Origin of the sequence: Pseudomonas tritici, assembly GCF_014268275.3 — a bacterium.
GTDB lineage: Bacteria > Pseudomonadota > Gammaproteobacteria > Pseudomonadales > Pseudomonadaceae > Aquipseudomonas > Aquipseudomonas tritici.
The window spans coordinates 2,284,567-2,305,140 of the sequence record NZ_CP077084.1 but is presented as its reverse complement, the minus strand read 5'-3'; the positions used below and the strand labels follow the sequence as shown (position 1 = coordinate 2,305,140).

The 20,574-nt window shown below is 60.3% G+C and carries 19 protein-coding genes; 11 read left to right on the top strand and 8 right to left on the bottom strand.

Features of this window, described 5'->3' with window-relative positions:
• Positions 1 to 714, bottom strand: a complete 714-nt coding sequence (locus HU722_RS10375) for a UTRA domain-containing protein (protein ID WP_065872609.1) — start codon at positions 712 to 714, stop codon at positions 1 to 3.
• 347 nt (positions 715 to 1,061) lie between these two features.
• Here HU722_RS10375 and HU722_RS10370 point away from each other — a divergent pair, with 347 nt between their 5' ends.
• The 6 genes from HU722_RS10370 to HU722_RS10345 all read left to right on the top strand — a co-directional run bounded on the left by HU722_RS10370 (position 1,062) and on the right by HU722_RS10345 (position 6,413).
• Entirely contained in the window at positions 1,062 to 2,138 is a 1,077-nt protein-coding gene (locus HU722_RS10370; RefSeq protein WP_049709160.1) for an ABC transporter substrate-binding protein, read from the top strand.
• Positions 2,139 to 2,317: 179 nt separating this feature from the next.
• Positions 2,318 to 3,124 carry an alkaline phosphatase family protein gene (locus HU722_RS10365; RefSeq protein WP_065872610.1) on the top strand — a complete coding sequence of 269 codons (807 nt, stop codon included), beginning with the start codon at positions 2,318 to 2,320 and terminating at the stop codon, positions 3,122 to 3,124.
• Positions 3,121 to 3,957: an ABC transporter permease gene (locus HU722_RS10360; protein WP_065872611.1), complete on the top strand. Its 837-nt coding sequence runs from the start codon at positions 3,121 to 3,123 to the stop codon at positions 3,955 to 3,957. The genes HU722_RS10365 and HU722_RS10360 overlap by 4 nt, the downstream gene beginning before the upstream one ends.
• Positions 3,944 to 4,744 carry an ABC transporter permease gene (locus HU722_RS10355; RefSeq protein WP_186755309.1) on the top strand — a complete coding sequence of 267 codons (801 nt, stop codon included), beginning with the start codon at positions 3,944 to 3,946 and terminating at the stop codon, positions 4,742 to 4,744. Before HU722_RS10360 ends, HU722_RS10355 begins: the two co-directional genes overlap by 14 nt.
• On the top strand, positions 4,741 to 5,730 hold the full coding sequence (locus HU722_RS10350) for an ABC transporter ATP-binding protein (protein ID WP_065872613.1): 990 nt from the start codon (positions 4,741 to 4,743) through the stop codon (positions 5,728 to 5,730). The genes HU722_RS10355 and HU722_RS10350 overlap by 4 nt, the downstream gene beginning before the upstream one ends.
• A 29-nt stretch (positions 5,731 to 5,759) precedes the next feature.
• Entirely contained in the window at positions 5,760 to 6,413 is a 654-nt protein-coding gene (locus tag HU722_RS10345; RefSeq protein ID WP_065872614.1) for an HAD family hydrolase, read from the top strand.
• A gap of 142 nt (positions 6,414 to 6,555) precedes the next feature.
• On the opposite strand, the gene HU722_RS10340 is transcribed toward HU722_RS10345, so the two are convergent.
• Positions 6,556 to 7,518: a zinc-binding dehydrogenase gene (locus HU722_RS10340; protein WP_065882514.1), complete on the bottom strand. Its 963-nt coding sequence runs from the start codon at positions 7,516 to 7,518 to the stop codon at positions 6,556 to 6,558.
• Positions 7,519 to 7,656: 138 nt separating this feature from the next.
• Here HU722_RS10340 and HU722_RS10335 point away from each other — a divergent pair, with 138 nt between their 5' ends.
• Together HU722_RS10335 and HU722_RS10330 are read left to right on the top strand one after the other, a co-directional pair.
• Complete coding sequence (locus HU722_RS10335; protein ID WP_186755201.1) at positions 7,657 to 9,738, top strand: carboxy terminal-processing peptidase; 2,082 nt, start codon at positions 7,657 to 7,659, stop codon at positions 9,736 to 9,738.
• Between the two features lie 118 nt (positions 9,739 to 9,856).
• Positions 9,857 to 11,626: a bifunctional diguanylate cyclase/phosphodiesterase gene (locus tag HU722_RS10330; protein WP_065872617.1), complete on the top strand. Its 1,770-nt coding sequence runs from the start codon at positions 9,857 to 9,859 to the stop codon at positions 11,624 to 11,626.
• Here the strand turns inward: HU722_RS10330 and HU722_RS10325 are convergent.
• The 4 genes from HU722_RS10325 to bamJ all read right to left on the bottom strand — a co-directional run bounded on the left by HU722_RS10325 (position 11,623) and on the right by bamJ (position 14,079).
• On the bottom strand, positions 11,623 to 11,994 hold the full coding sequence (locus tag HU722_RS10325) for a hypothetical protein (protein WP_005786715.1): 372 nt from the start codon (positions 11,992 to 11,994) through the stop codon (positions 11,623 to 11,625). The genes HU722_RS10330 and HU722_RS10325 overlap by 4 nt on opposite strands.
• On the bottom strand, positions 11,991 to 12,329 hold the full coding sequence (locus HU722_RS10320; protein ID WP_065872618.1) for a helix-turn-helix domain-containing protein: 339 nt from the start codon (positions 12,327 to 12,329) through the stop codon (positions 11,991 to 11,993). The genes HU722_RS10325 and HU722_RS10320 overlap by 4 nt, the downstream gene beginning before the upstream one ends.
• Before the next feature lie 94 nt (positions 12,330 to 12,423).
• On the bottom strand, positions 12,424 to 12,882 hold the full coding sequence (locus HU722_RS10315; RefSeq protein ID WP_186755203.1) for a YkvA family protein: 459 nt from the start codon (positions 12,880 to 12,882) through the stop codon (positions 12,424 to 12,426).
• 465 nt (positions 12,883 to 13,347) lie between these two features.
• Entirely contained in the window at positions 13,348 to 14,079 is a 732-nt protein-coding gene (gene bamJ / locus HU722_RS10310) for a BamJ family beta-barrel-assembly machinery protein (RefSeq protein WP_049709171.1), read from the bottom strand.
• 258 nt (positions 14,080 to 14,337) lie between these two features.
• Here bamJ and HU722_RS10305 point away from each other — a divergent pair, with 258 nt between their 5' ends.
• The 3 genes from HU722_RS10305 (at position 14,338) to HU722_RS28990 (ending at position 17,542) form a co-directional block, all read left to right on the top strand.
• Complete coding sequence (locus HU722_RS10305) at positions 14,338 to 16,146, top strand: di-heme-cytochrome C peroxidase (protein WP_065872620.1); 1,809 nt, start codon at positions 14,338 to 14,340, stop codon at positions 16,144 to 16,146.
• A complete protein-coding gene (locus HU722_RS10300; protein WP_186755205.1) occupies positions 16,143 to 17,309 on the top strand; it encodes a catalase family protein in 1,167 nt (388 codons plus the stop codon). Before HU722_RS10305 ends, HU722_RS10300 begins: the two co-directional genes overlap by 4 nt.
• A 110-nt stretch (positions 17,310 to 17,419) precedes the next feature.
• Positions 17,420 to 17,542: a hypothetical protein gene (locus tag HU722_RS28990; protein WP_256530446.1), complete on the top strand. Its 123-nt coding sequence runs from the start codon at positions 17,420 to 17,422 to the stop codon at positions 17,540 to 17,542.
• A 3-nt stretch (positions 17,543 to 17,545) separates the two neighbouring features.
• Here HU722_RS28990 and HU722_RS10295 read toward each other — a convergent pair whose 3' ends face one another.
• Both HU722_RS10295 and HU722_RS10290 read right to left on the bottom strand, forming a co-directional pair.
• Entirely contained in the window at positions 17,546 to 18,481 is a 936-nt protein-coding gene (locus HU722_RS10295) for a LysR substrate-binding domain-containing protein (protein ID WP_065872622.1), read from the bottom strand.
• Between the two features lie 83 nt (positions 18,482 to 18,564).
• On the bottom strand, positions 18,565 to 20,574 hold the full coding sequence (locus HU722_RS10290) for a CocE/NonD family hydrolase (protein WP_186755207.1): 2,010 nt from the start codon (positions 20,572 to 20,574) through the stop codon (positions 18,565 to 18,567).

Below are 20,574 nucleotides of genomic sequence, written 5' to 3'. Positions count from 1 at the left end.
TCACACCACATCCACGCCGACATGGATGGCATCATGCCGCCAGAACTCCAGGTCGCAATCGATCAGCCTCTGGTGCTGGTCATAATTGACCCGGGCTATCCGCAAGCCCGGGCTGCCCACCGACACACGCAACGCAGCGGCAGCCTCTACCGGCAATGACGTCGGCACAATCTCGAAACGCACCCGCCCATAGTGCAAGTCGTACTTGCGCGCATACAGCTCGGTCATCGACTGGTTCAGGTCGCAGTCCAGAATGCCCGGAAAATACTGCGGGTTCAGGTAGTGCTCCACATACAACACCAAACGCCCATCAATCCGCCGGCCCCGGCAGATCTGGATCACGCGGGACAACGCCGGCAACTGCAACCACGCACACACCGCCGCCGACGCCGGTTGCAGCCGTGCAGAGATCACTTCAGTGGAAGCCACCCGCCCCTGGTCACCGACCATGGCGTGAAAGTGGCTGCGCTGCATCAGGTTGTAGGCCAGCCGTGGCGGCGAGACAAACCAGCCGCGACGTTCCTCGCGATAGATCTGCCCTTGGGCCTCCAGTTGTAACAAGGCTTCCCGCACGGTAATCCGAGTGGTACCAAACAACTCGCTGAGCTTGCGTTCGGCGGGCAGTTTGCTTGCAGGCGGCAGCAGGCCGTGGTCGATCTGCTCTTGCAGCGCCAGGCCGATGGATGTCACCGCCTTGATTGCCTCATCACGCATCAACGTTACCTATCTGGACTAGACCAGCACCGATCAGGTGCACAAACCGCTCCGTAATTGGGCTTGCGCTGCTGCGTGCCAGCCTAGGCATTACAGATGACCGACAGATGACAGTCCGCGTCGATCCCGCACAGCACACCCTGCAATACATCGGCCAAGTCCAACCGCAGCGGGCACTTGGGCATGGTCTACGCTAAGCCTGCGCGCTGCGACATCGGCGCTTTGAAAACGACATCGACATGAAACTGTCATCCATCGCGTCTAGATTGGCTCAGGTATTGCTCTGACCTAGACCAACAACACCGTAGAAAAAACCGCCGCGTTGAAAACGCCCAAAGGAGCTTCGGATGAAACAGCTTTTCCTGGCATCACTGTTAGGCTCGACCATTGCCATGTGCACCGCCGCCATGGCCGCTGATACCGATCTAAAAACTCTGGAAGCCGCCGCGAAAGCGGAAGGCGCCGTCAACAGCGTCGGCATGCCCGATGACTGGGCCAACTGGAAAGGCACCTGGGAAGACCTGGCCAAGACCTACGGCCTCAAGCACATCGACACCGACATGAGCTCGGCCCAGGAAATCGCCAAGTTCAAAGCCGAAAAAGACAACGCCAGTGCCGATATCGGCGACGTGGGCGCAGCCTTCGGCCCGATTGCGGTGAAGCAGGAAGTCACCCAGCCGTACAAACCGTCGACCTGGGCCCAGATTCCGGATTGGGCGAAAGATAAAGACGGTCACTGGGCATTGGCCTACACCGGCACCATCGCGTTTATCGTCAACAAAAAGCTGCTGCACGGTTCCGAGGTGCCTACCAGCTGGGCTGACCTGCAGACCGGCAAATACAAGGTCTCCGTCGGTGACGTGAGCACCGCGGCCCAAGCCTCCAACGCCGTACTCGCCGCCGCCATTGCCAACAAAGGCGACGAGAAGAACATCGCGCCAGGCCTGCAATTCTTCACCAAGATTGCCCAGCAAGGTCGTCTCGGCCTCTCTAACCCGACCATTGCCACCATGGAAAAAGGCGAAGTCGAAGTGGGTATCGTCTGGGACTTCAACGGCCTGAGCTATAAGGCCAAGATGGCCAACCCGGATGACTATGTAGTGCTGATCCCATCGGACGGTTCGGTTAAATCCGGCTACACCACCATCATCAACAAATACGCCAAGCACCCGAACGCCGCCAAGCTGACTCGCGAATACATCTTCAGCGATGCCGGCCAGCTCAACCTGGCGAAAGGCAACGCACGTCCGATCCGCGCTGAAACCGACCTGAAACTGCCGGCCGATATCGCCAAGAACCTGATCCCGGGCGAGCAGTACACCAAGGCCAACCCGCAGCCGATCAAGGATGCCGATGCCTGGGAGGCGACTTCCAAGAAGCTGCCTCAGTTGTGGAACGAGCAGGTCATCGTAGAGATGAAGTAATCAGGCTCCCGGCCTGAAATGCAGTCAGTGTGGGAGCTGGCTTGCCTGCGATAGCGGTCTGACATTCAACCTCTGTGTCGACTGATGCACCGCCATCGCAGGCAAGCCAGCTCCCACAATTTGACCCGTTTGTGTCAGAGAAATTGAGTCAAGCCTACTGTTGCGGAGCGCCAGCCCCCATGAAGCACAATGTCATCCTTGTGGTGCTCGACGGCCTGAACTTCGAGGTTGCCCGGCACGCCATGGGGCACTTGCAGGCCTATGTCGGCGCAGGACGCGCAGCCCTCTACAAGCTGGAATGTGAACTGCCCGCCCTGTCCCGCCCGCTGTATGAATGCATCCTCACCGGCGTGCCTCCGATCCAGAGCGGTATCGTCCACAACAACGTCTCGCGCCTGTCCAACCAGCGCAGCATTTTTCATTACGCCACCGACGCCGGCCTTACCACTGCGGCGGCGGCCTACCACTGGGTCAGCGAGTTGTATAACCGCACGCCCTTTATCGCCGCCCGCGACCGTCATACCGACGACAAGGCGCTGGCGATACAACACGGGCATTTCTACTGGAATGACCATTACCCGGATTCCCACTTGTTCGCCGACGCCGAAAGCCTGCGCCTCAAACACACGCCGAATTTTTTGGTGGTTCATCCGATGAACATCGACGACGCCGGCCACAAGCACGGCCTCGACACCGCGCAATACCGCAACAGCGCACGCTCGGCCGACATCATCCTGGCTGATTACCTGCAAGCCTGGCTCGACGCTGGCTACCAGGTCCTGGTGACCGCCGACCACGGCATGAACAACGACCGCTCCCATAACGGCCTGTTGCCCGAAGAACGCGAAGTACCACTGTTTGTGCTCGGCGATGCGTTCAGCCTGGACACCACTGCCACGCCGAAACAAACCGACCTCTGCGGCACCGTCTGCGAACTGCTCGGCGTGCCCCACGACAAACCTGTATGCCGGGAGCTGTTGAAATGACCCGTGGCAAATGGCTGGCACTGCTGTGCCTGGTGCCTTTCGCACTGTTCTTTATCGTGTTCGAGATTGCCCCGCTCGTCTGGGTACTGATCAACAGCCTGCAGACTGAAGAAGCCGGCTGGGGCCTGGAAAACTTCGTACGCATCTTCAGCTCGAAGTTCTACCTGCAAGCCATTCAGTTCAGCCTGGAGATCAGCGTCTACTCCAGCATCTTCGGCATCATCATCGCCACGCTGGGCAGCTACTCGTTGCGCCGGGTGGATTCGCCGCTGCGCAATTTCGTCACCGCCTTCGCCAACATGACCAGCAACTTCGCCGGCGTGCCACTGGCGTTCGCGTTCATCATCCTGCTGGGCTTCAACGGCAGCATCACCATCATGCTCAAGCAGGCGGGGATCATTCAGGACTTCAACCTGTATTCCAAAACCGGGTTGATCATCCTCTATACCTACTTCCAGATTCCGCTCGGCGTGTTGCTGCTGTACCCGGCCTTCGACGCGCTGCGCGAAGACTGGCGTGAGTCGGCCGCCTTGCTCGGCGCGAATGGCTGGCAGTTCTGGCGGCATATCGGCCTGCCGGTGCTCACCCCTGCCCTGCTCGGTACGTTCGTGATTCTGCTGGCGAATGCCTTGGGCGCCTACGCCACGGTTTACGCATTGACTACCGGCAACTTCAACGTGCTGCCGATCCGCATCGCGGGCCTGGTGTCCGGCGATGTGTCCCTCGACCCGAACATGGCCAGCGCCCTGGCCGTGGTGCTGGTGGCGCTGATGACCGTGGTCACCGTGGTCCATCAACTGCTGCTCAAGAGGAGCTACCATGTCTCGCGCTGAAGCCGGCCCGGCCTCCCTCTACCATCGGGTAGTGGTGTGGTTGTTATTTGCGATCCTGGTGTTGCCGCTGGTGGGCACCTTTGTCTACTCCATTGCCAGCAGTTGGTCGGCAACCATTCTGCCCGCCGGTTTTACCGTGAAATGGTACGTGCAGCTGTGGAGCGACCCGCGCTTCTTGATGGCCTTCGGGCAATCGCTGCTGGTGTGCGTGGGGGCGCTGATACTGTCGGTGGTGTTGATTCTGCCGCTGCTGTTCGTGGTGCATTACCACTTCCCCAAGCTGGATGCGCTGATGAACATCCTCATCCTGCTGCCCTTTGCGGTGCCGCCGGTGGTGTCGTCGGTGGGCTTGCTGCAACTTTATGGCTCCGGGCCGCTGGCCATGGTCGGTACGCCGTGGATCCTGATCGGCTGCTACTTCACCGTAGCCCTGCCGTTCATGTACCGGGCGATCACCAACAACTTGCAAGCCATCAACCTGCGCGACCTGATGGACGCTTCACAATTACTCGGCGCCAGCACCTGGCAGGCCGCGATCTTTGTGGTGCTGCCGAATTTGCGCAAAGGCCTGATGGTCGCGCTGTTGCTGTCGTTTTCGTTCCTGTTCGGTGAGTTCGTGTTTGCCCACATCCTGGTGGGCACCCGCTACGAAACCCTGCAGGTGTACCTGAACAATATGCGCAACAGCAGCGGCCACTTCACCAGTGCCGTTGTGATTTCCTATTTCTTCTTTGTGCTGGTGCTGACCTGGGCCGCCAACATCTTGAACAAGGACAAAAGCCAATGAGCTTCGTCAGCGTCCAACACCTGCAAAAAAGCTACGCCGGCACCCCGGTGTTCAGTGATATCAACTGCGAGATCGCCAAGGGTGAGTTCGTCACCCTGCTCGGCCCGTCAGGTTGCGGCAAGTCCACCCTACTGCGCTGCATCGCCGGGCTGACCTCGGTGGACAGTGGGAAAATTCTGCTGGATGGGCAGGACATCGTCCCGCTGAGCCCGCAGAAACGAAACATCGGCATGGTGTTCCAGAGCTATGCGTTGTTCCCCAACATGACCGTGGAACAAAACGTCGCCTTCGGCCTGCGCATGCAAAAGGTCAACGCCGACGACAGCCACAAGCGCGTGCAGGAAGTGCTGCAACTGGTGGAACTCAAGGACCTCGCCGGCCGCTATCCGCACCAGATGTCCGGCGGCCAGTGCCAGCGCGTGGCGCTCGCGCGTTCCCTGGTTACCCGCCCGCGCCTGCTGCTGCTGGATGAGCCGCTGTCGGCGCTGGACGCACGGATTCGCAAGCACCTGCGCGAACAGATCCGCCAGATCCAGCGCGAGCTGGGGTTGACCACCATCTTCGTGACCCATGACCAGGAAGAAGCCCTGACCATGTCCGACCGCATCTTCCTGATGAACCAGGGCAAGATCGTGCAGAGCGGCGATGCCGAAACCCTCTACACAGCCCCCGTCGACGTGTTCGCCGCAGGTTTCATCGGCAACTACAACCTGCTGGACGCCGACAAGGCTGCGCAACTGCTGCAACGCCCTTTCAATAGCCGCATCGCGATTCGCCCGGAGGCCATCGAACTCAGCCGCACCGGCGAGCTGGATGCCCTGGTGCGCAGCCATAGCCTGTTGGGCAACGTGATTCGCTACCGCATCGAAGCACGAGGTGTGGAATTGGTGGTGGACGTACTCAACCGCTCGGCCGACGATCTGCACCCTGACGGGCAACGCCTGGCACTTACCATCGACCCAAGCGCCCTGTGTGAAGTAGCCTGATGCAACGTTTTATTGAGAGAGCATGACCGATGGCATTGGTAATTTTTGATCTGGACGACACGTTGATCCATGGCGACTGCGCCACCCTGTGGAGCGAACAGATGGGCCGCCTGGGCTGGGTCGACCCTGAGTCGTTCATGCGCAAGAACAATGAACTGATGGACGCCTACAGCCAGGGCAAGTTGTTGATGGAAGACTTCATGGACTTCAGCCTGGAGCCGATGATCGGCCGCACGCCGGAGGAAATCGAGCATCTGGTCGAGCCATGGGTCGAGGACGTGATCGAACCGTTGATCTACAGCGACGCCACCAAGACCATCGCCCGCCACCGTGCGAACGGCGACCGGATTCTGGTGATCTCCGCATCGGGCACGCATCTGGTCACGCCGATTGCGGCGCGGATCGGCATTGATCAAGTGCTGGGCATCAACCTTGAAGTCAGCCATGGCGTGTACAGCGGGCGGACGATGGGTGTGCTGACGTATCGCGAAGGCAAGATCACGCGGTTGATGGAGTGGCTTGAGCAGGAAGGCGAATCGCTGGAAGGCGCGTACTTCTATTCGGACTCGCGCAATGATTTGCCGTTGCTGCTGAAGGTGGATCATCCGCAGGTGGTGAATCCGGATCCGGTGTTGCGCGAGCATGCCGAAAGGGCTGGCTGGCCGATCCATCACTGGGTCTGAAACCGACTTCAATGCGATCAAATGTGGGAGCGGGCTTGCTCGCGAATGCGGTGTCCCTGTAAAGAATGTTTCATCTGACACACCGCATTCGCGAGCAAGCCCGCTCCCACAGTTTGAATTTGATTCCAATTCGAGATTGAAATCAGGCCAGGCTCTCGTCAATCACCACCACCAACTTCCCGGAAATCTGATTGGTCGCCAACTCGGCAAACGCCGCCTCGGCATCCCCGATCGGGAAGGTCTTGGCCAGTTGCGGGCTCAGCCGCCCTTCAACAAACAACGGCCAAACATGCTGGCTCAAATCACTGAGCAGGTCCGCCTTGAACTGATCACTGCGGCTTCGCAGGGTCGAGCCCAACAGTTGAATACGCTTGCCGAGCACCTGCGCCAAGTCCAACTGCGCGTCGCGCCCGCCCATCAAACCGATCAACACCCAGCGCCCATCCAGGGCCAGCAGCTTGAGGTCCAGCGCCGCATAGTTGCCGCCCACCGGGTCGAGAATCACATCGAACGGCCCGAAATCCCGTAGCCCTTCGATCCCGTCGGTCCGCACCACGCCGCCCTGGGCGCCGAGTTCCTCACAATAGGCCAGGCGCTCCGCCGAGCCGACACTGACCCAGCACGGGCTGCCAAATGCCTTGCACAACTGGATCGCCGCGGAACCCACGCCGCTGGCGCCTGCGTGCAACAGCACTTTTTCACCGGGTTTGAGGCTCGCCAGTTGGAACAGATTGAGCCACGCCGTGCTGTACACCTCAGGCAACGCGGCCGCTTCGATCAGCGACAGGCCTTCCGGTACCGGCAATACGTGGCGTGCATCCACCACCACTTCTTCGGCCATGCCGCCACCGGCGAGCAACGCGCAGACGCGGTCGCCGACTTGCCAGGATGAACCCGCCCCCACTTCGCTGATCACCCCGGAACACTCCAGGCCCAGCACGTGGCTGGCGCCCGGCGGGGGTGGATAAAGCCCCGCACGCTGTAATAAATCGGCGCGATTGAGGCCCGCTGCCGCCACACGAATGCGAACTTGCCCTACATCGCAGGTAGGACTGGGTTCTTCCAACCACTCCACATGACCGTCAACGCCTTGCAATGCTTTCACAGTGCCTCCATAGTGAGTCTGGACTGAGCCCGTAGCTGTATCGCCGGGCTTTTTGCATTATGCGACCGGACCATATGGAACCGGCTCCCTCAAAGACGGCCTAATATGCGTTATCAATTGCCCCCGCGTCGAATCAGCATGAAGCATTTGTTACCCAGCACCGCCCTCGCTCTTTTCATTGGTCTCGGCTTCGCGTCGATGTCGACCAATACGTTCGCAGCCAACAGCTGGGACAACCTTCAGCCGGATCGCGATGAGGTGATTGCCAGCCTTAACGTCGTCGAGTTGCTCAAGCGTCATCACTACAGCAAGCCGCCTCTGGACGACGCTCGCTCGGTGATCATCTATGACAGCTACCTCAAGCTGCTGGATCCGTCGCGCAGCTACTTCCTGGCCAGCGATATCGCTGAGTTCGACAAGTGGAAGACGCAGTTCGACGACCTCCTCAAGAGCGGCGACCTGCAGCCTGGCTTCACCATCTATAAGCGTTACCTGGACCGCGTCAAAGCGCGTCTGGACTTCGCCCTGGGTGAGTTGAACAAAGGCGTCGACAAGCTCGACTTCACCCAGAAGGAAACCCTTCTGGTGGACCGCAAGGACGCCCCTTGGCTGACCAGCACCGCTGCGCTTGACGACCTCTGGCGCAAACGCGTCAAGGACGAAGTGCTGCGTTTGAAGATCGCTGGCAAAGAACCCAAGGCGATTCAAGAGCTGTTGACCAAGCGCTACAAGAATCAATTGGCGCGTCTGGACCAGACCCGTGCCGAAGATATCTTCCAGGCCTACATCAACACCTTCGCGATGTCCTACGACCCGCACACCAATTATCTGTCGCCAGATAACGCGGAAAATTTCGATATCAACATGAGTCTGTCGCTGGAAGGCATCGGTGCCGTCCTGCAAAGCGACAATGACCAGGTGAAGATCGTGCGTCTGGTGCCGGCAGGTCCGGCTGACAAGACCAAGCAGGTCGCTCCGGCTGACAAGATCATCGGTGTAGCCCAGGCCGACAAAGAGATGGTCGATGTGGTCGGCTGGCGCCTCGACGAAGTGGTCAAGCTGATCCGTGGGCCAAAAGGCAGCGTGGTGCGCCTGGAAGTGATTCCGCACACCAATGCGCCGAACGACCAGACCAGCAAGATCGTGTCGATCACCCGTGAAGCGGTGAAGCTCGAAGACCAGGCCGTGCAGAAGAAAGTCCTCAACCTCAAGCAGGATGGCAAGGACTACAAGCTGGGCGTGATTGAAATCCCGGCCTTCTACCTGGACTTCAAGGCCTTCCGTGCCGGCGATCCAGACTACAAGTCCACCACCCGTGACGTTAAGAAAATCCTGACAGAGCTGCAGAAGGAAAAAGTCGACGGCGTGGTCATCGACCTGCGCAACAACGGCGGCGGCTCCCTGCAGGAAGCCACTGAGCTGACCAGCCTGTTTATCGACAAGGGCCCGACCGTGTTGGTACGCAACGCTGACGGCCGTGTCGACGTGCTCGAAGACGAGAACCCTGGCGCCTTCTACAAAGGCCCGATGGCATTGCTGGTCAACCGCCTCTCGGCGTCGGCCTCGGAGATTTTCGCCGGTGCCATGCAGGACTATCACCGTGCCTTGATCGTCGGTGGCCAGACCTTCGGCAAAGGCACCGTGCAGACCATCCAGCCGCTGAACCATGGCGAACTGAAGCTCACGCTGGCCAAGTTCTACCGGGTTTCCGGGCAGAGCACCCAGCATCAGGGCGTACTGCCGGACATCGATTTCCCGTCGATCATCGACACCAAGGAAATCGGCGAAAGCGCCCTGCCGGAAGCCATGCCGTGGGACACCATCCGCCCCGCGATCAAGCCGGCGTCGGATCCGTTCAAGCCGTTCCTGGCGCAGTTGAAGGCTGACCACGACACCCGCTCCGCCAAGGATGCCGAGTTCGTGTTTATCCGCGACAAGCTGGCCCTGGCCAAGAAGCTGATGGAAGAAAAAACCGTCAGCCTGAACGAAGTGGACCGTCGCGCGCAGCACTCCGACATCGAGAACAAGCAGCTTGTACTGGAAAACATCCGCCGCAAGGCCAAGGGTGAAGATCCACTCAAGGAGCTGAAGAAAGAAGACGAAGATGCGCTGCCAGCCGAGGCTGACAAAACCAAGCCGGAAGATGACGCCTACCTGGCCGAGACTGGCAGGATCCTTCTGGACTACCTGAAGATCACCAAGCAGGTGGCCAAACAGTAAACGATGGCGATTTAATGTGATCGCTCCTCGGAGTGTCATCATATAGACATCATTCTGTCGTGAAATGAAGGACCGCAGGTTTCCAGCCTGCGGTCCTTTTTTTTCGATTGAGATCGCCATGACCATGACCGAACAGCTGAATGCACTGGGCTCTATCCTGGCTCAAGGCAGTGTGCACAGCCTGTTCCAACCGATCATCAGCCTGTCCGAACGGCGCATCCTCGGCTACGAAGCCCTCAGTCGCGGCCCGTCCAACAGCCCGCTGCACTCCCCCGTCGCCCTGTTCTCGATCGCCAGCCAGGCCGGGCGCCTCAGCGAACTGGAGATCGCCTGCCGCGAAAGTGCGTGCCGGCGCTTCAGCGAGCAGAAGTTACCGGGCAAGCTGTTCCTCAACGTCTCGCCACAATCGCTGATGGAAACCGCGCACCAACCGGGACGCACCTTGCAACTGCTGCATGACTTCGGCATCCCACCGAGCCAAGTGGTGATCGAACTCACAGAGCAAACCCCCACCAACGATATCGACCTGTTGCAAACCGCCTTGCACCACTACCGCAACATGGGTTTCTCGATTGCCCTGGATGACTTGGGCGCTGGGTATTCCAGCCTGCGGCTGTGGTCGGAGTTGCGCCCGGATTACGTGAAGATCGACCGGCACTTCATCGACGGCATTCATCAGGATGCGCTCAAGCGTGAGTTTGTCGGTTCCATCCTGCAAATCGCCAGGGCTTCGCGCGCCCAGGTGATCGCCGAAGGCATCGAGCTGCCCGAGGAGCTGGCGGTGTTGACGGAGATGGGCGTCGACTTGGTCCAAGGCTACCTGCTCTGCCGCCCGCAGGAACAACCGCCGCAGGAAGCGCGGCTGATGCTACCCAAGCCCGACAGTGCCAACGTGGCACTGAACGATGAAGCCAGTGACCTCAGCGCCTTGCTCAGTGAACAGCCCGCGGTAGACCAAGACACCGCCACCGCCCAAGTGCTCGAAGCGTTTCGCCGTCAGGCCAACCTCAATTCCCTGGCCGTACTGGATGGGCGCGGGCACCCGATCGGCATCGTCCACCGGCATTCGCTGTCGGATGCGTTGCTCAAGCCGTTCGCCACCGACCTGTTTGCGCGCAAGCCCATCAGCCGCTTGATGAGTACCGACTTTCTGGCGGTGGAGCTGAGCCAGTCCCTGCAACAGGTCAGTCGCTTGCTCACCAGCCGCGCACGGCAACGCATCGAAGAAGATTTCATTATTACGCTCAATGGCGACTACCTGGGCTTGGGCCGAGTGATCGATGTACTCAAGCTGATCACCGAGCTGAAAATCCAGCAAGCGCGCTACGCCAACCCACTCACCCTATTACCGGGCAACGTGCCGATCCAGCAATGCCTCACGCGGTTGCTGCAACAACAGCGCGAGTCGGTGATCTGCTACGTGGATATCGACAGCTTCAAGCCGTTCAACGATATCTACGGCTACGGGCGCGGGGATGAGGTGTTGTTGTGCCTGGCGCAGTGCTTGAACGACCGCGTAGACCCTAGCCGCGACTTTGTCGGGCACATCGGTGGCGATGACTTTTTGTTGGTGCTGGGCCCGCAGGACTGGCGCAAGCGGCTTAATCAACTGCTGGATGACTTCCACACCCAATGCCGGCGTTTCTACCGCGCCGAACACCTTGATGCCGGCTGCTTCGTGGCACTGAATCGCCAGGGCGTGCGTCAGGAATTTGCGCTGCTGTCGCTGTCCATCGGCGTGGTGCATTTATATCCACAGGCCTGTGGACAACTCGATGCCAGCCAGTTGGCGGAGCTGGCGTCGCAAGCCAAGCATCACGCCAAGAATGTGGCCGGCTACAGCATCCATGTGATCGACAGCATGGACACCTTGTCCCCCGCGCTTTAGGCCTCGGCAGACTCCGGGTACTCGTATTCGAATACCCGCACCACTTCCGAGGCGTGCCAGGAAGCCGCCGCCACGCCATCGGATGGCCCGCTGAATCGCCCCAGGCGCTCCACACATTCAAAGAAACCGGTACGCGGCAGGCGGCTGGCGCCCTGGCTGATCACCAATGAGCTGCGCAACGGCTGCTCGGCCTTGGCGTCCAGCGCGGCCAGGTGTTCCAGGGCAGCGGCCAGGGTTTGCATGGCCGGCGTGGGGAACTGTAAGCGCTCCAGCAACGCGCGGTAAGTCAGCAGATGGCGCTGGCGGCGCGCCTGGTCCAGTTCATTGAGTAACCCATCCCAGTGTTGACGACTGATACGTAGGCTCACGATTCATCCCTCCAACCTGCAACGCCCAATTCCCAGGCCAGGCTGCGGCGGATCGCGGCATCCGGCTGGCGCTCACCACTTTCGATCAATCCAAGATACGAGGGGCTGATACCCACGGTGCGGGCCAGGGTCTCGATCGCCAGGCCCTTGGCTTCGCGCAGGCCACGCAGGTCTGCGAGCAGGCGCAGATCCTGCTCGGGAGCAGCTTGGGCAGTAGAAGAAGGAGGTGGCGAAGGTTGTTGCTGACCGGCAGCTTTTAGCAGCGCCTGGTACTGATCCCATGGCAACACCGCGTATTCGGGTTCGCCATTCCGTGAAATTATCTGAATATCCATGACTGCCCCGTAGGATAACAACACTTACTGAGTAAGCACTTTCCTTAGGAGTGTAATCCTAACAGCCACAAAGGTCGCAGGGGGATATGCCGCGTCATCCGTTTTTTTGCGGGTTTTCCTTGGCCAACAGGGCTGGCGTCGCGGGCAGACGCTCAACCACGGCGAGCTTTTCCGGACGCTGAGCGTCACGCCAGGCGCGAAAAGCGCTCAGTTCGCCGTCCAGGGTCTTCATGACCCATGCCAGCACGGCGATGTCGTCGAGCATGCCGAACATGGGAATAAAGTCCGGGATCGCGTCAATCGGGCTGAGGAAATACATCAGCCCTGCCACAACTGAAATCAGCGCCTCGGGACTGATTGCGCGGTACTCGCCACGCCAGTAGGCCAGGCACAGGGACTGTAGCAACTTGAAGTCATCCTTGAGCTTACCCAGGCGATTGCCCTGGCTGGAGCCTTTAGCGGCGACAGCGAACAGCAGCGTCGGTAAACGCCCACGCCCCAGCAGGCGTGCGGCCATGGGCAGGAAACGGGTGAAATTGAAGGGTGGTTTCATCTGTCACTCCAGTTCCAGGCAACATAAAAGGTTATCCACACAAATTGTGGATAACCTTGTGAACAGAGCCTGTTTTATCGGCTGAAAGCCACGATATACAAGGCTTGCAGTCAGATCGGGCGTTTTTTGCGCACATTAAAAAAACCCAAGATTTCATTGACTTGGTGTTGCTGTGCGGCTAGCCATACTCGGGTTTTATATCAGACTGTTGCCAGGTGTGGACGTTCGTTTGGATTTGCACAGCCTGTGGACATCGGCCCGTAGTGAGCGGGCTTGCCCCGCGCTGGGTGGCGAAGCCGCCCAAACCCCAGGCACCTCAGTTCTGACTGGAGAACTCAGTGCCTGATACGGGGCGGCTTCGCCACCCAGCGCGGGGCAAGCCCGCTCACTACAAGATCATGTAGATGCTGCGCCCGGAAACAACAACGCCCCGTCGAGACGGGGCGTTGTGTGTTCAGGCGCCTATTACTTCTTGGCGGCTGGTGCAGCAGGGGCTTCAGCCTTGGCTGGGTCCTTGATGGCCAGCAGTTCCAGGTCGAATACCAGCACGGAGTTGGCTGGAATCGCCGGGCTCGGGCTCTGGGCGCCGTAAGCCAGGTCGGACGGGATGTACAGCTCGACCTTCTCGCCAACGTGCATCAGTTGCAGGCCTTCGACCCAACCTGGGATCACGCCGCTGACCGGCAGGTCAATCGGGCTACCGCGATCCACGGAGCTGTCAAAGGTGGTGCCGTTGGTGAGCTTGCCGGTGTAGTGCACAGTCACCACGTCAGTCGGCTTAGGCTGGGCGCCATCGGCTTTCTTGATGATCTTGTACTGCAGACCGGAAGCGGTGGTGACGACGCCATCTTTCTTGGCGTTGTCTTCGAGGAATTTCTTGCCGGCGGTTGCCGACTCTTCGCTCATCTTGGTCATGCGTTCTTCAGCACGCTTTTGCAGTGCTGCAAACGCTTCAACCAGTTCGTCGTCCTTGAGCTTCTGCTCTTTTTTGCCGACGGCATCTTCGATGCCTTGGGCTACTGCTTTGGAATCCAGGTCATCCATGCCTTCCTGGGCAAGGCTCTTGCCCATGTTCAGGCCGATGCCGTAGGAAGCTTTCTGCGCCGGGGTTTTCAGCTCTACGCTGGTCTGCGAATCACAACCCGCAAGTACCAGGCTAACCAGGGCCACCGCCGCCGCCAACCGATGCTGTTTCATGCTATTTCCTTGTTCATGCGCCAAAAGGGCATTCGAATAAAGTCGCGAGCTTATCAGGCGGCCACGACCAATGGCTACCGGCATGTGAGCAGGAAACTTCTGATAAGTTCACGTGTTTAAAAGCATTTTCATTCATGATGGGGCCCCGCGAAGGATCGTGGGACCGCCTACTACCAAGCTCATGGCCACTTGCCGCACTTGTGGCGTAGTGGCATAACAACACGACTCTTCGACAAGACCGAGACAAGGATAGCCATCTTGCGCATTTTTTCCCGTGTATTACTGCTGATATTCACCCTTCTGGTCCTATTACTGGCCGTGGTGCTCTATTACACCGTCAACCCCAAGCTGCCGGAATACGTGCCCGTGGAGCAGGTGCACTATCAGGACCAATGGAGTGCCGCCGACCGCCAGACTTATTACTTCACGCCCCAGGGCACTCAAGTAAAAGGCCTGCACTACGACTGGTTCACCGCCCTGGAACTGCCGTTTTCCGAGCGACGTTTTGCCACGCCGGATTACCTGGCGCGCTTCGGTTTCCTGGTCGATCCCAAACAGGTGCCCACCGCGCAAAACCCCGGCAATCTGCCGGTAGGTTTCGCCCGACACAAGAACGCCGGCAGCAACGTCGAGTACCTGGATATCACCTGTGCCGCCTGCCACACCGGCGAGTTGCACTTCAAAAACCAGGCGCTGCGTGTCGACGGCGGTTCCGCCCAGCACGTGTTGCCTTCCAGCGTGCCAACCTTGCGCGGCGGCAGTTTCGGCCAGGCCCTGGTCGCCAGCCTTGCGGCTACCTACTACAACCCATGGAAGTTCGAGCGCTTCGCCCGCCAAGTGCTGGGAGATCGCTATGACGCTGAGCACAAACAACTGCGCGAGGACTTCAAGCAGTCCCTGAACAAGTTTCTCAAAGTGGCCTGGAACGACACTCACCGTGGTCTCTACCCCACCGAAGAAGGCCCCGGCCGCACGGACGCCTTTGGCCGTATCGCCAACGCCAGCTTTGGCGACGCGATTTCCCCGGACAATTATCGCGTTGCCAACGCCCCGGTGGACTACCCGCAATTGTGGGATATCTGGACCTTCGACTGGGTGCAATGGAACGGCTCGGCCCAGCAACCCATGGCGCGCAATATCGGTGAAGCCCTGGGCGTAGGCGCGACGCTGGGCTTTTTCGACGCCGCCGGCCAGCCGCTCCAGGGCGATGCGCGCTACCCGTCCAGCGTCCGCGTGCGCGACCTCAACCTGATCGAAGAAACCCTGCAACGCCTCAAGCCACCGACCTGGCCCGAGGACCTGTTCGGCGCCGTCGACAAACCCCTCGCTGCTCAAGGCCGCACACTGTTCGCCGAGAACTGCGCCGGCTGCCATGTGCCCAGCGTCACCCAGGAAAACGGGCGCCCGGTGCAGCAGCTTAAAATGCTGCCCGTGGACTACATCGGTACCGACCCCGGCACCGCCAGCAACATTGCGGACCAACGCTACGACCTCAGCGCCCTGCAGTGGGACCCCGCGGAACTGGCCACGCTCAACGTCGAACTGCACCCCACGCCGACCGAGCCACTGGACCTGAAAAAAATGTCCGTGGCCAAGGGGCTGGCTTACGTCACTGCCTTCGTCGAAGAGCATGCTTACCGCGCCGCCGGCGTGACCCCGGCCGAGCGCCCGCGCCTGGACGGTTACGGCCTGCCCATCGGCGTACGCGAGTTGCGCGCCTACAAGGCGCGGCCACTGGCTGGCGTCTGGGCGACGCCGCCGTTCCTGCATAACGGTTCGGTGCCGACGATCTACCAGTTGCTCTCGCCCCAGGACGAGCGCAGCACCACATTCTATAAAGGCACTTTCGACTACGACCCGCGCCATCTCGGCTTTGAAACCGGTGCGTTCAAGAATGCCTTTGTGTTCGATACCAAAATCACCGGCAACCACAACAGCGGCCACGAGTTTCGTGCCGGCAGTCGTGGCAATGGCGTGATCGGCCGTGGCCTGCTACCGCAGGAACGCTGGGCGCTGCTGGAATACCTCAAAGTGCTGGGCGGCCCGCTGGAGCAACAACTGCCATGATGATTCGATCCCCCTACGACCGACCTTCCCTGCTCGGCCGCCTCTGGCTGCGCATCGGCGCATTTCTCGGCAAAACCTTGCTGTGGCTGGTGGGCCTCGGCCTGCTCGGTTGGCTGGCGGCGACTGCCTGGTACGCCTGGCAACACAGCGGCCCGGTGTCACCGGATGAGCAAATCCCAGCGGGCGAAGCGGCGATGACCCAAGGCATCATCCAGACGGCGGTGCGCATCGTCGACCAGCACCGCGAGGGCACGCGCTACCTGCGTGATGCTCACGCCAAGGCCCACGGTTGCGTGAAAGCCGAAGTCAGTGTGCTCGCCGATCTCGACCCGGCGTTGCGACAGGGCGTGTTCGCCGAACCGGGCAAGACCTGGCAGGCGATGATGCGGTTGTCCAACGGCAACGCTTACCCGCAGTTCGACAGCATCCGTGATGCCCGCGGCATGGCGCTCAAGTTACTGGATGTGCCGGGCAAGCAGCTGCTGGCCGACCAGCAGACCCGCACGGAACAAGACTTCGTGATGTTCAGCCACCCGAACTTCTTTGTCAGCGATGCGTCGGAGTACGCGCAGAACATCGGCGCGCAGGCGGACGGCAAGAAGGTGCTGGCGTTCTTCCCCAAGGCCGACCCACGCAGCTGGCAAGTGCGTCACTTGTTCATCGCCCTGGCGACCCTCGCACCCGCACCGGCCAGCCCGACGCAGACTACGTACTTTTCAGTTTCACCCTACAAGTTCGGCACGGCCAACGCCAAATTCCGCGTCGCGCCCGACCCGCAAAACTGCCCGGAATATCAACTGCCGAAACAAAACCAGGACCTGCCGAATTTCCTGCGCGGCGCCTTGAGCCAGCAGTTGTCCACCGACCGCGTGCCTGCGTGTTTCGTGCTGCAGATCCAGCGCCAGAACCCGCAGAAATTCATGCCGATCGAAGACACCAGCATCGAATGGAAAGAAAGCGACGCGCCGTATGAAACCGTGGCGAAGGTGCATATCCCGGCGCAGGATTTCGATACGCCCGAGCAGAACCTGGCGTGCGACAACCAATCCTTCAACCCCTGGTTTGGCGTAGCGGAGCACCGCCCCATCGGCGGTATCAACCGTTTGCGCAAAGCCGTGTATGAAGCGGTCAGCGATTACCGCCACAGCCGCAACGCGCCATAAAGAATGCGTAACAATGGACCCGACGGCGTAAGGATTGCGTCGGGTCTATTGAGCCATTTCCACCCCGCCTCTACCGTGAGTACCTACCCCATCACCCGTAGGAAATCACCGTGGAAGGCTCAACCCTCGGCATGATCGTACTCACCCTGATCGCCGTGTTCGGCACCGCGTCTTTTTGCTTCGAACACCTGGCGACGCGCCAGATCAAAAAGAAAAAAACCGGTCAGCACTGACCTTCAGCCAGCGAGCCCAGCCTCTTCGGTACGGGCCCGCAACCACTGACGAAAACTGCGCACCGCCGCGGGTGGATTGCGATGATGCGGCTGCATCAGGTGCAAGCGGCCGCGACTGTGCATGCTGTGGGGCAAGGCCGTTTGCAGGCGCCCGGAGTCGAGGTCGCTTTCCAGCAAGCGCTTCCACCCCAGGGCGACGCCGTGGCCCATCACCGCCGATTGCATCAACAGTTGATAGCTGTTGGTGCGCAAGGCATGGCGCGGCGAGTAGTAATCGGCACCCGCATCCGCAAACCAGTCGGCCCACGTCAGCCAGTCGTGGTGATGGTCTTCCACGATCAGCAAGGTGTGCGCGTGCAACAGATGATGCAGGTCGCGAATCGGGCCGTGGCGCTCAAGGTAACCGGGGCTGCACACGGTGATGACCTGTTCGCTGTCGAACACCGGCGACAGCTCAAGGCCGTGGGGCGCGGCCATTTCATCCAAGTGATAGAACAAACCCAGGTCATATTCGCTGACATCCAGATGGCTGGGGCTTTCGCTGCACAGGACGCGGATATCCAGGTCCGGATGGTCTCGCTGGAACTGCGGCAACAGACCGGCCAGCCAGATAGAGCTGATGGTGGGCGTACTGGCCAGGGTCAACTGGCGATCGGCACCGCGCCTGCGCAACTCGGCGGACTCGCGGTCAAGCTCGCGCAACAGGCGTTGGACAGTACGAAAATAACGCACCCCGGCGGGTGTCAGGCTCAAGCCCTGGGCCAGCCGATAAAACAGCGGGCGGGCCAGGTCTTCTTCGAGGCGTTTGACCTGGCGGCTGACCGCGCTCTGGGTCAAGTTCAATTCATGGGCCGCCTGGGTAAAGCTCAAATGGCGGGCCGCCGCTTCGAAGGTCTGCAAGCAATTGAGGGGAGGAAGATCGACGTTTCGGCGCGACATGAGCAAGTCCATTGGCAATGACGGGCCCAGGTTACCCCAGGCCCGCAGAGATCACGTTGGCAAGCATCCTGCCAGTTGCCTGCTCAGAGTGCGACCCTGGCCACGCGTTTACTCCATTGCCGACGGTGTTCCAACTGGCCGTTTTCCCAGGCGGTCTGCTCCGCTTCGATGTAGAACCACTCGGCGTCGGCGTGCACGCTCAATTGGCTTTCCACCTCCACGGCCCACTGGTCGCGGCCGACTCGGTAGTGCCATTCGATATCGGCCCGCGTCGACAGCGGATCCCAGGGCAAAGTGCGGTATTGCTCGGTGCAACGCTGGTCCACCGACAGGCCGTGGTCGGTAAAACGCACCGAACCCAAGTCATCTTCAATTTTCACGCAGACTTCGCCACTGCCCACGTCTTCGATCAAGGTGCGTTTCGGCGCAGCGGCGCGTAGGACTTCCATCGCCACCGGCGTAGCTGACTGCGGCGCTTCGAACGGGCAGTCCACCGCCTCGCCTTTGAATATCGGCAGTTGCAGGCTTTGCAGGCTCGGCAGCAACGTCAGAGTGGTCAACTCACGGCTCGGCCACAGTAACGGGAAACTCGCGGTACTCAGGGCAAGACGCAAACGGTAGCCGACGGGCAGGCGCATGCCGATGTGGTCGAGGGTTAACTGCACGTCCATGGGTTCACCGGGGACTACAGGTGTTACCTGGGAAAAATCCTCACGCAGTGTGAGATTGAGTACACCGTAACTGATCTGCGTGACTTGCCCGTCCGGCGCTATCGCATTCAGCCGGGCGACCAATTGACCACAGGCGGTGTCACTTGCCAGGCGCAACTTAAGACGTGCATCGCCGAGCAACGCCAGCGGCTCGGTCAGCAACGGGGAGTCGAAGCACAGCGAGTTGGCGTCATCACGACGTTGATCCGTCGGTCCATCGGGGCCAAACCAAATGGCGCAGTATTCGCCTTGGTGCAGGCCGGTGGTCAGCGGCGAGCAGATGCTGCGCGGCGCCGCCAACGGCAGTGAGCCTGCACTCAGGCCCTGTTCGCCGAGGCTGAAATCCGCCCATTGCACCTGCGGATCCGGCCAGCCGGAGGTCTGCACCCAGATCCCCGGCCGCTCGGCATAACTGCCCTTCGGCGGCAGAATATCCTGTAGGTAAAAGGTGCAAGATGCGTCATCCATCACCCCGTTATTGGTGCCCTTGAGCCAATGATCCCACCAGCGCTTGGCCTCTTGCAGGAAGCCGATGGCCGGGTTGGGCACGGCGAAATGCGGGTACTTGTGTATCCAAGGACCGATCATGGCTTTCTTCGGGCCCGGTAGGTTTTGCATCAGGCGCGAAACGGTGTTGCGGTAGGCATCGCCCCAGCCCCCCACTGCATACACGGCCGCCTTGATCTTCGAATAGTCCTCGCACACCGAGCCATGGCGCCAATAGTCATCGCGGGTCTGGTGTTGCAGCCAGGTTTCCGCCAGCAACGGCATGGCGTCCAGGCGTTGGTGCCAGAGGTGTTTCCAGTCGTCGCCCACCAGCAAAGGATCCGGCACCGCCGCGCTGAAGTTGAGCATGGTGGCGGCCCAGCCGAAGTTCTCCATCAACAGATTGCCACCCTTGTAATGGATGTCGTCGGCAAAGCGATCATCGGTGGAGCACAGGGTAATGATCGCCTTCAACGCCTCGGGCTGGCGCGCCGCGACTTGCAGCCCGTTGAAGCCGCCCCAGGAGATGCCCATCATGCCGACATTACCGTCGCACCAGGGTTGCTGGCACAGCCAGTCGATCACTTCGAGGGCGTCTTCCTGTTCCTGCAGCAGGTATTCATCGGCCATCAAACCTTGGGATTCACCGTTGCCCCGCATGTCCACCCGCACACACACATAGCCCTGCCCCGCCATCCACGGGTGGGTCAGCGCATCGCGTACGGCGGTGCCGTCGCGTTTGCGGTACGGCAGGTATTCCAGGATCGCCGGGAAGGTTTGCAGGCCGGCGACTTCCGGCAACCAGATGCGGGCGGCCAGTTGGGTACCGTCCTTCAAGGGGATCAGGCAGTGCTCGATTTCGCGCACGGTGTAAGCAAATTCAGTGACGATTTCCAT

Excerpts from the sequence above, each read along its gene's own strand:
- HU722_RS10375 (WP_065872609.1), bottom strand. The coding sequence starts at position 714 with ATGCGTGATGAGGCAATCAAGGCGGTGACATCCATCGGCCTGGCGCTG.
- HU722_RS10370 (WP_049709160.1), top strand. The coding sequence starts at position 1,062 with ATGAAACAGCTTTTCCTGGCATCACTGTTAGGCTCGACCATTGCCATG.
- HU722_RS10365 (WP_065872610.1), top strand. The coding sequence starts at position 2,318 with ATGAAGCACAATGTCATCCTTGTGGTGCTCGACGGCCTGAACTTCGAG.
- HU722_RS10360 (WP_065872611.1), top strand. The coding sequence starts at position 3,121 with ATGACCCGTGGCAAATGGCTGGCACTGCTGTGCCTGGTGCCTTTCGCA.
- HU722_RS10355 (WP_186755309.1), top strand. The coding sequence starts at position 3,944 with ATGTCTCGCGCTGAAGCCGGCCCGGCCTCCCTCTACCATCGGGTAGTG.
- HU722_RS10350 (WP_065872613.1), top strand. The coding sequence starts at position 4,741 with ATGAGCTTCGTCAGCGTCCAACACCTGCAAAAAAGCTACGCCGGCACC.
- HU722_RS10345 (WP_065872614.1), top strand. The coding sequence starts at position 5,760 with ATGGCATTGGTAATTTTTGATCTGGACGACACGTTGATCCATGGCGAC.
- HU722_RS10335 (WP_186755201.1), top strand. The coding sequence starts at position 7,657 with ATGAAGCATTTGTTACCCAGCACCGCCCTCGCTCTTTTCATTGGTCTC.
- HU722_RS10330 (WP_065872617.1), top strand. The coding sequence starts at position 9,857 with ATGACCATGACCGAACAGCTGAATGCACTGGGCTCTATCCTGGCTCAA.
- HU722_RS10320 (WP_065872618.1), bottom strand. The coding sequence starts at position 12,329 with ATGGATATTCAGATAATTTCACGGAATGGCGAACCCGAATACGCGGTG.
- HU722_RS10315 (WP_186755203.1), bottom strand. The coding sequence starts at position 12,882 with ATGAAACCACCCTTCAATTTCACCCGTTTCCTGCCCATGGCCGCACGC.
- bamJ (WP_049709171.1), bottom strand. The coding sequence starts at position 14,079 with ATGAAACAGCATCGGTTGGCGGCGGCGGTGGCCCTGGTTAGCCTGGTA.
- HU722_RS10300 (WP_186755205.1), top strand. The coding sequence starts at position 16,143 with ATGATGATTCGATCCCCCTACGACCGACCTTCCCTGCTCGGCCGCCTC.
- HU722_RS10295 (WP_065872622.1), bottom strand. The coding sequence starts at position 18,481 with ATGTCGCGCCGAAACGTCGATCTTCCTCCCCTCAATTGCTTGCAGACC.
- HU722_RS10290 (WP_186755207.1), bottom strand. The coding sequence starts at position 20,574 with ATGGAAATCGTCACTGAATTTGCTTACACCGTGCGCGAAATCGAGCAC.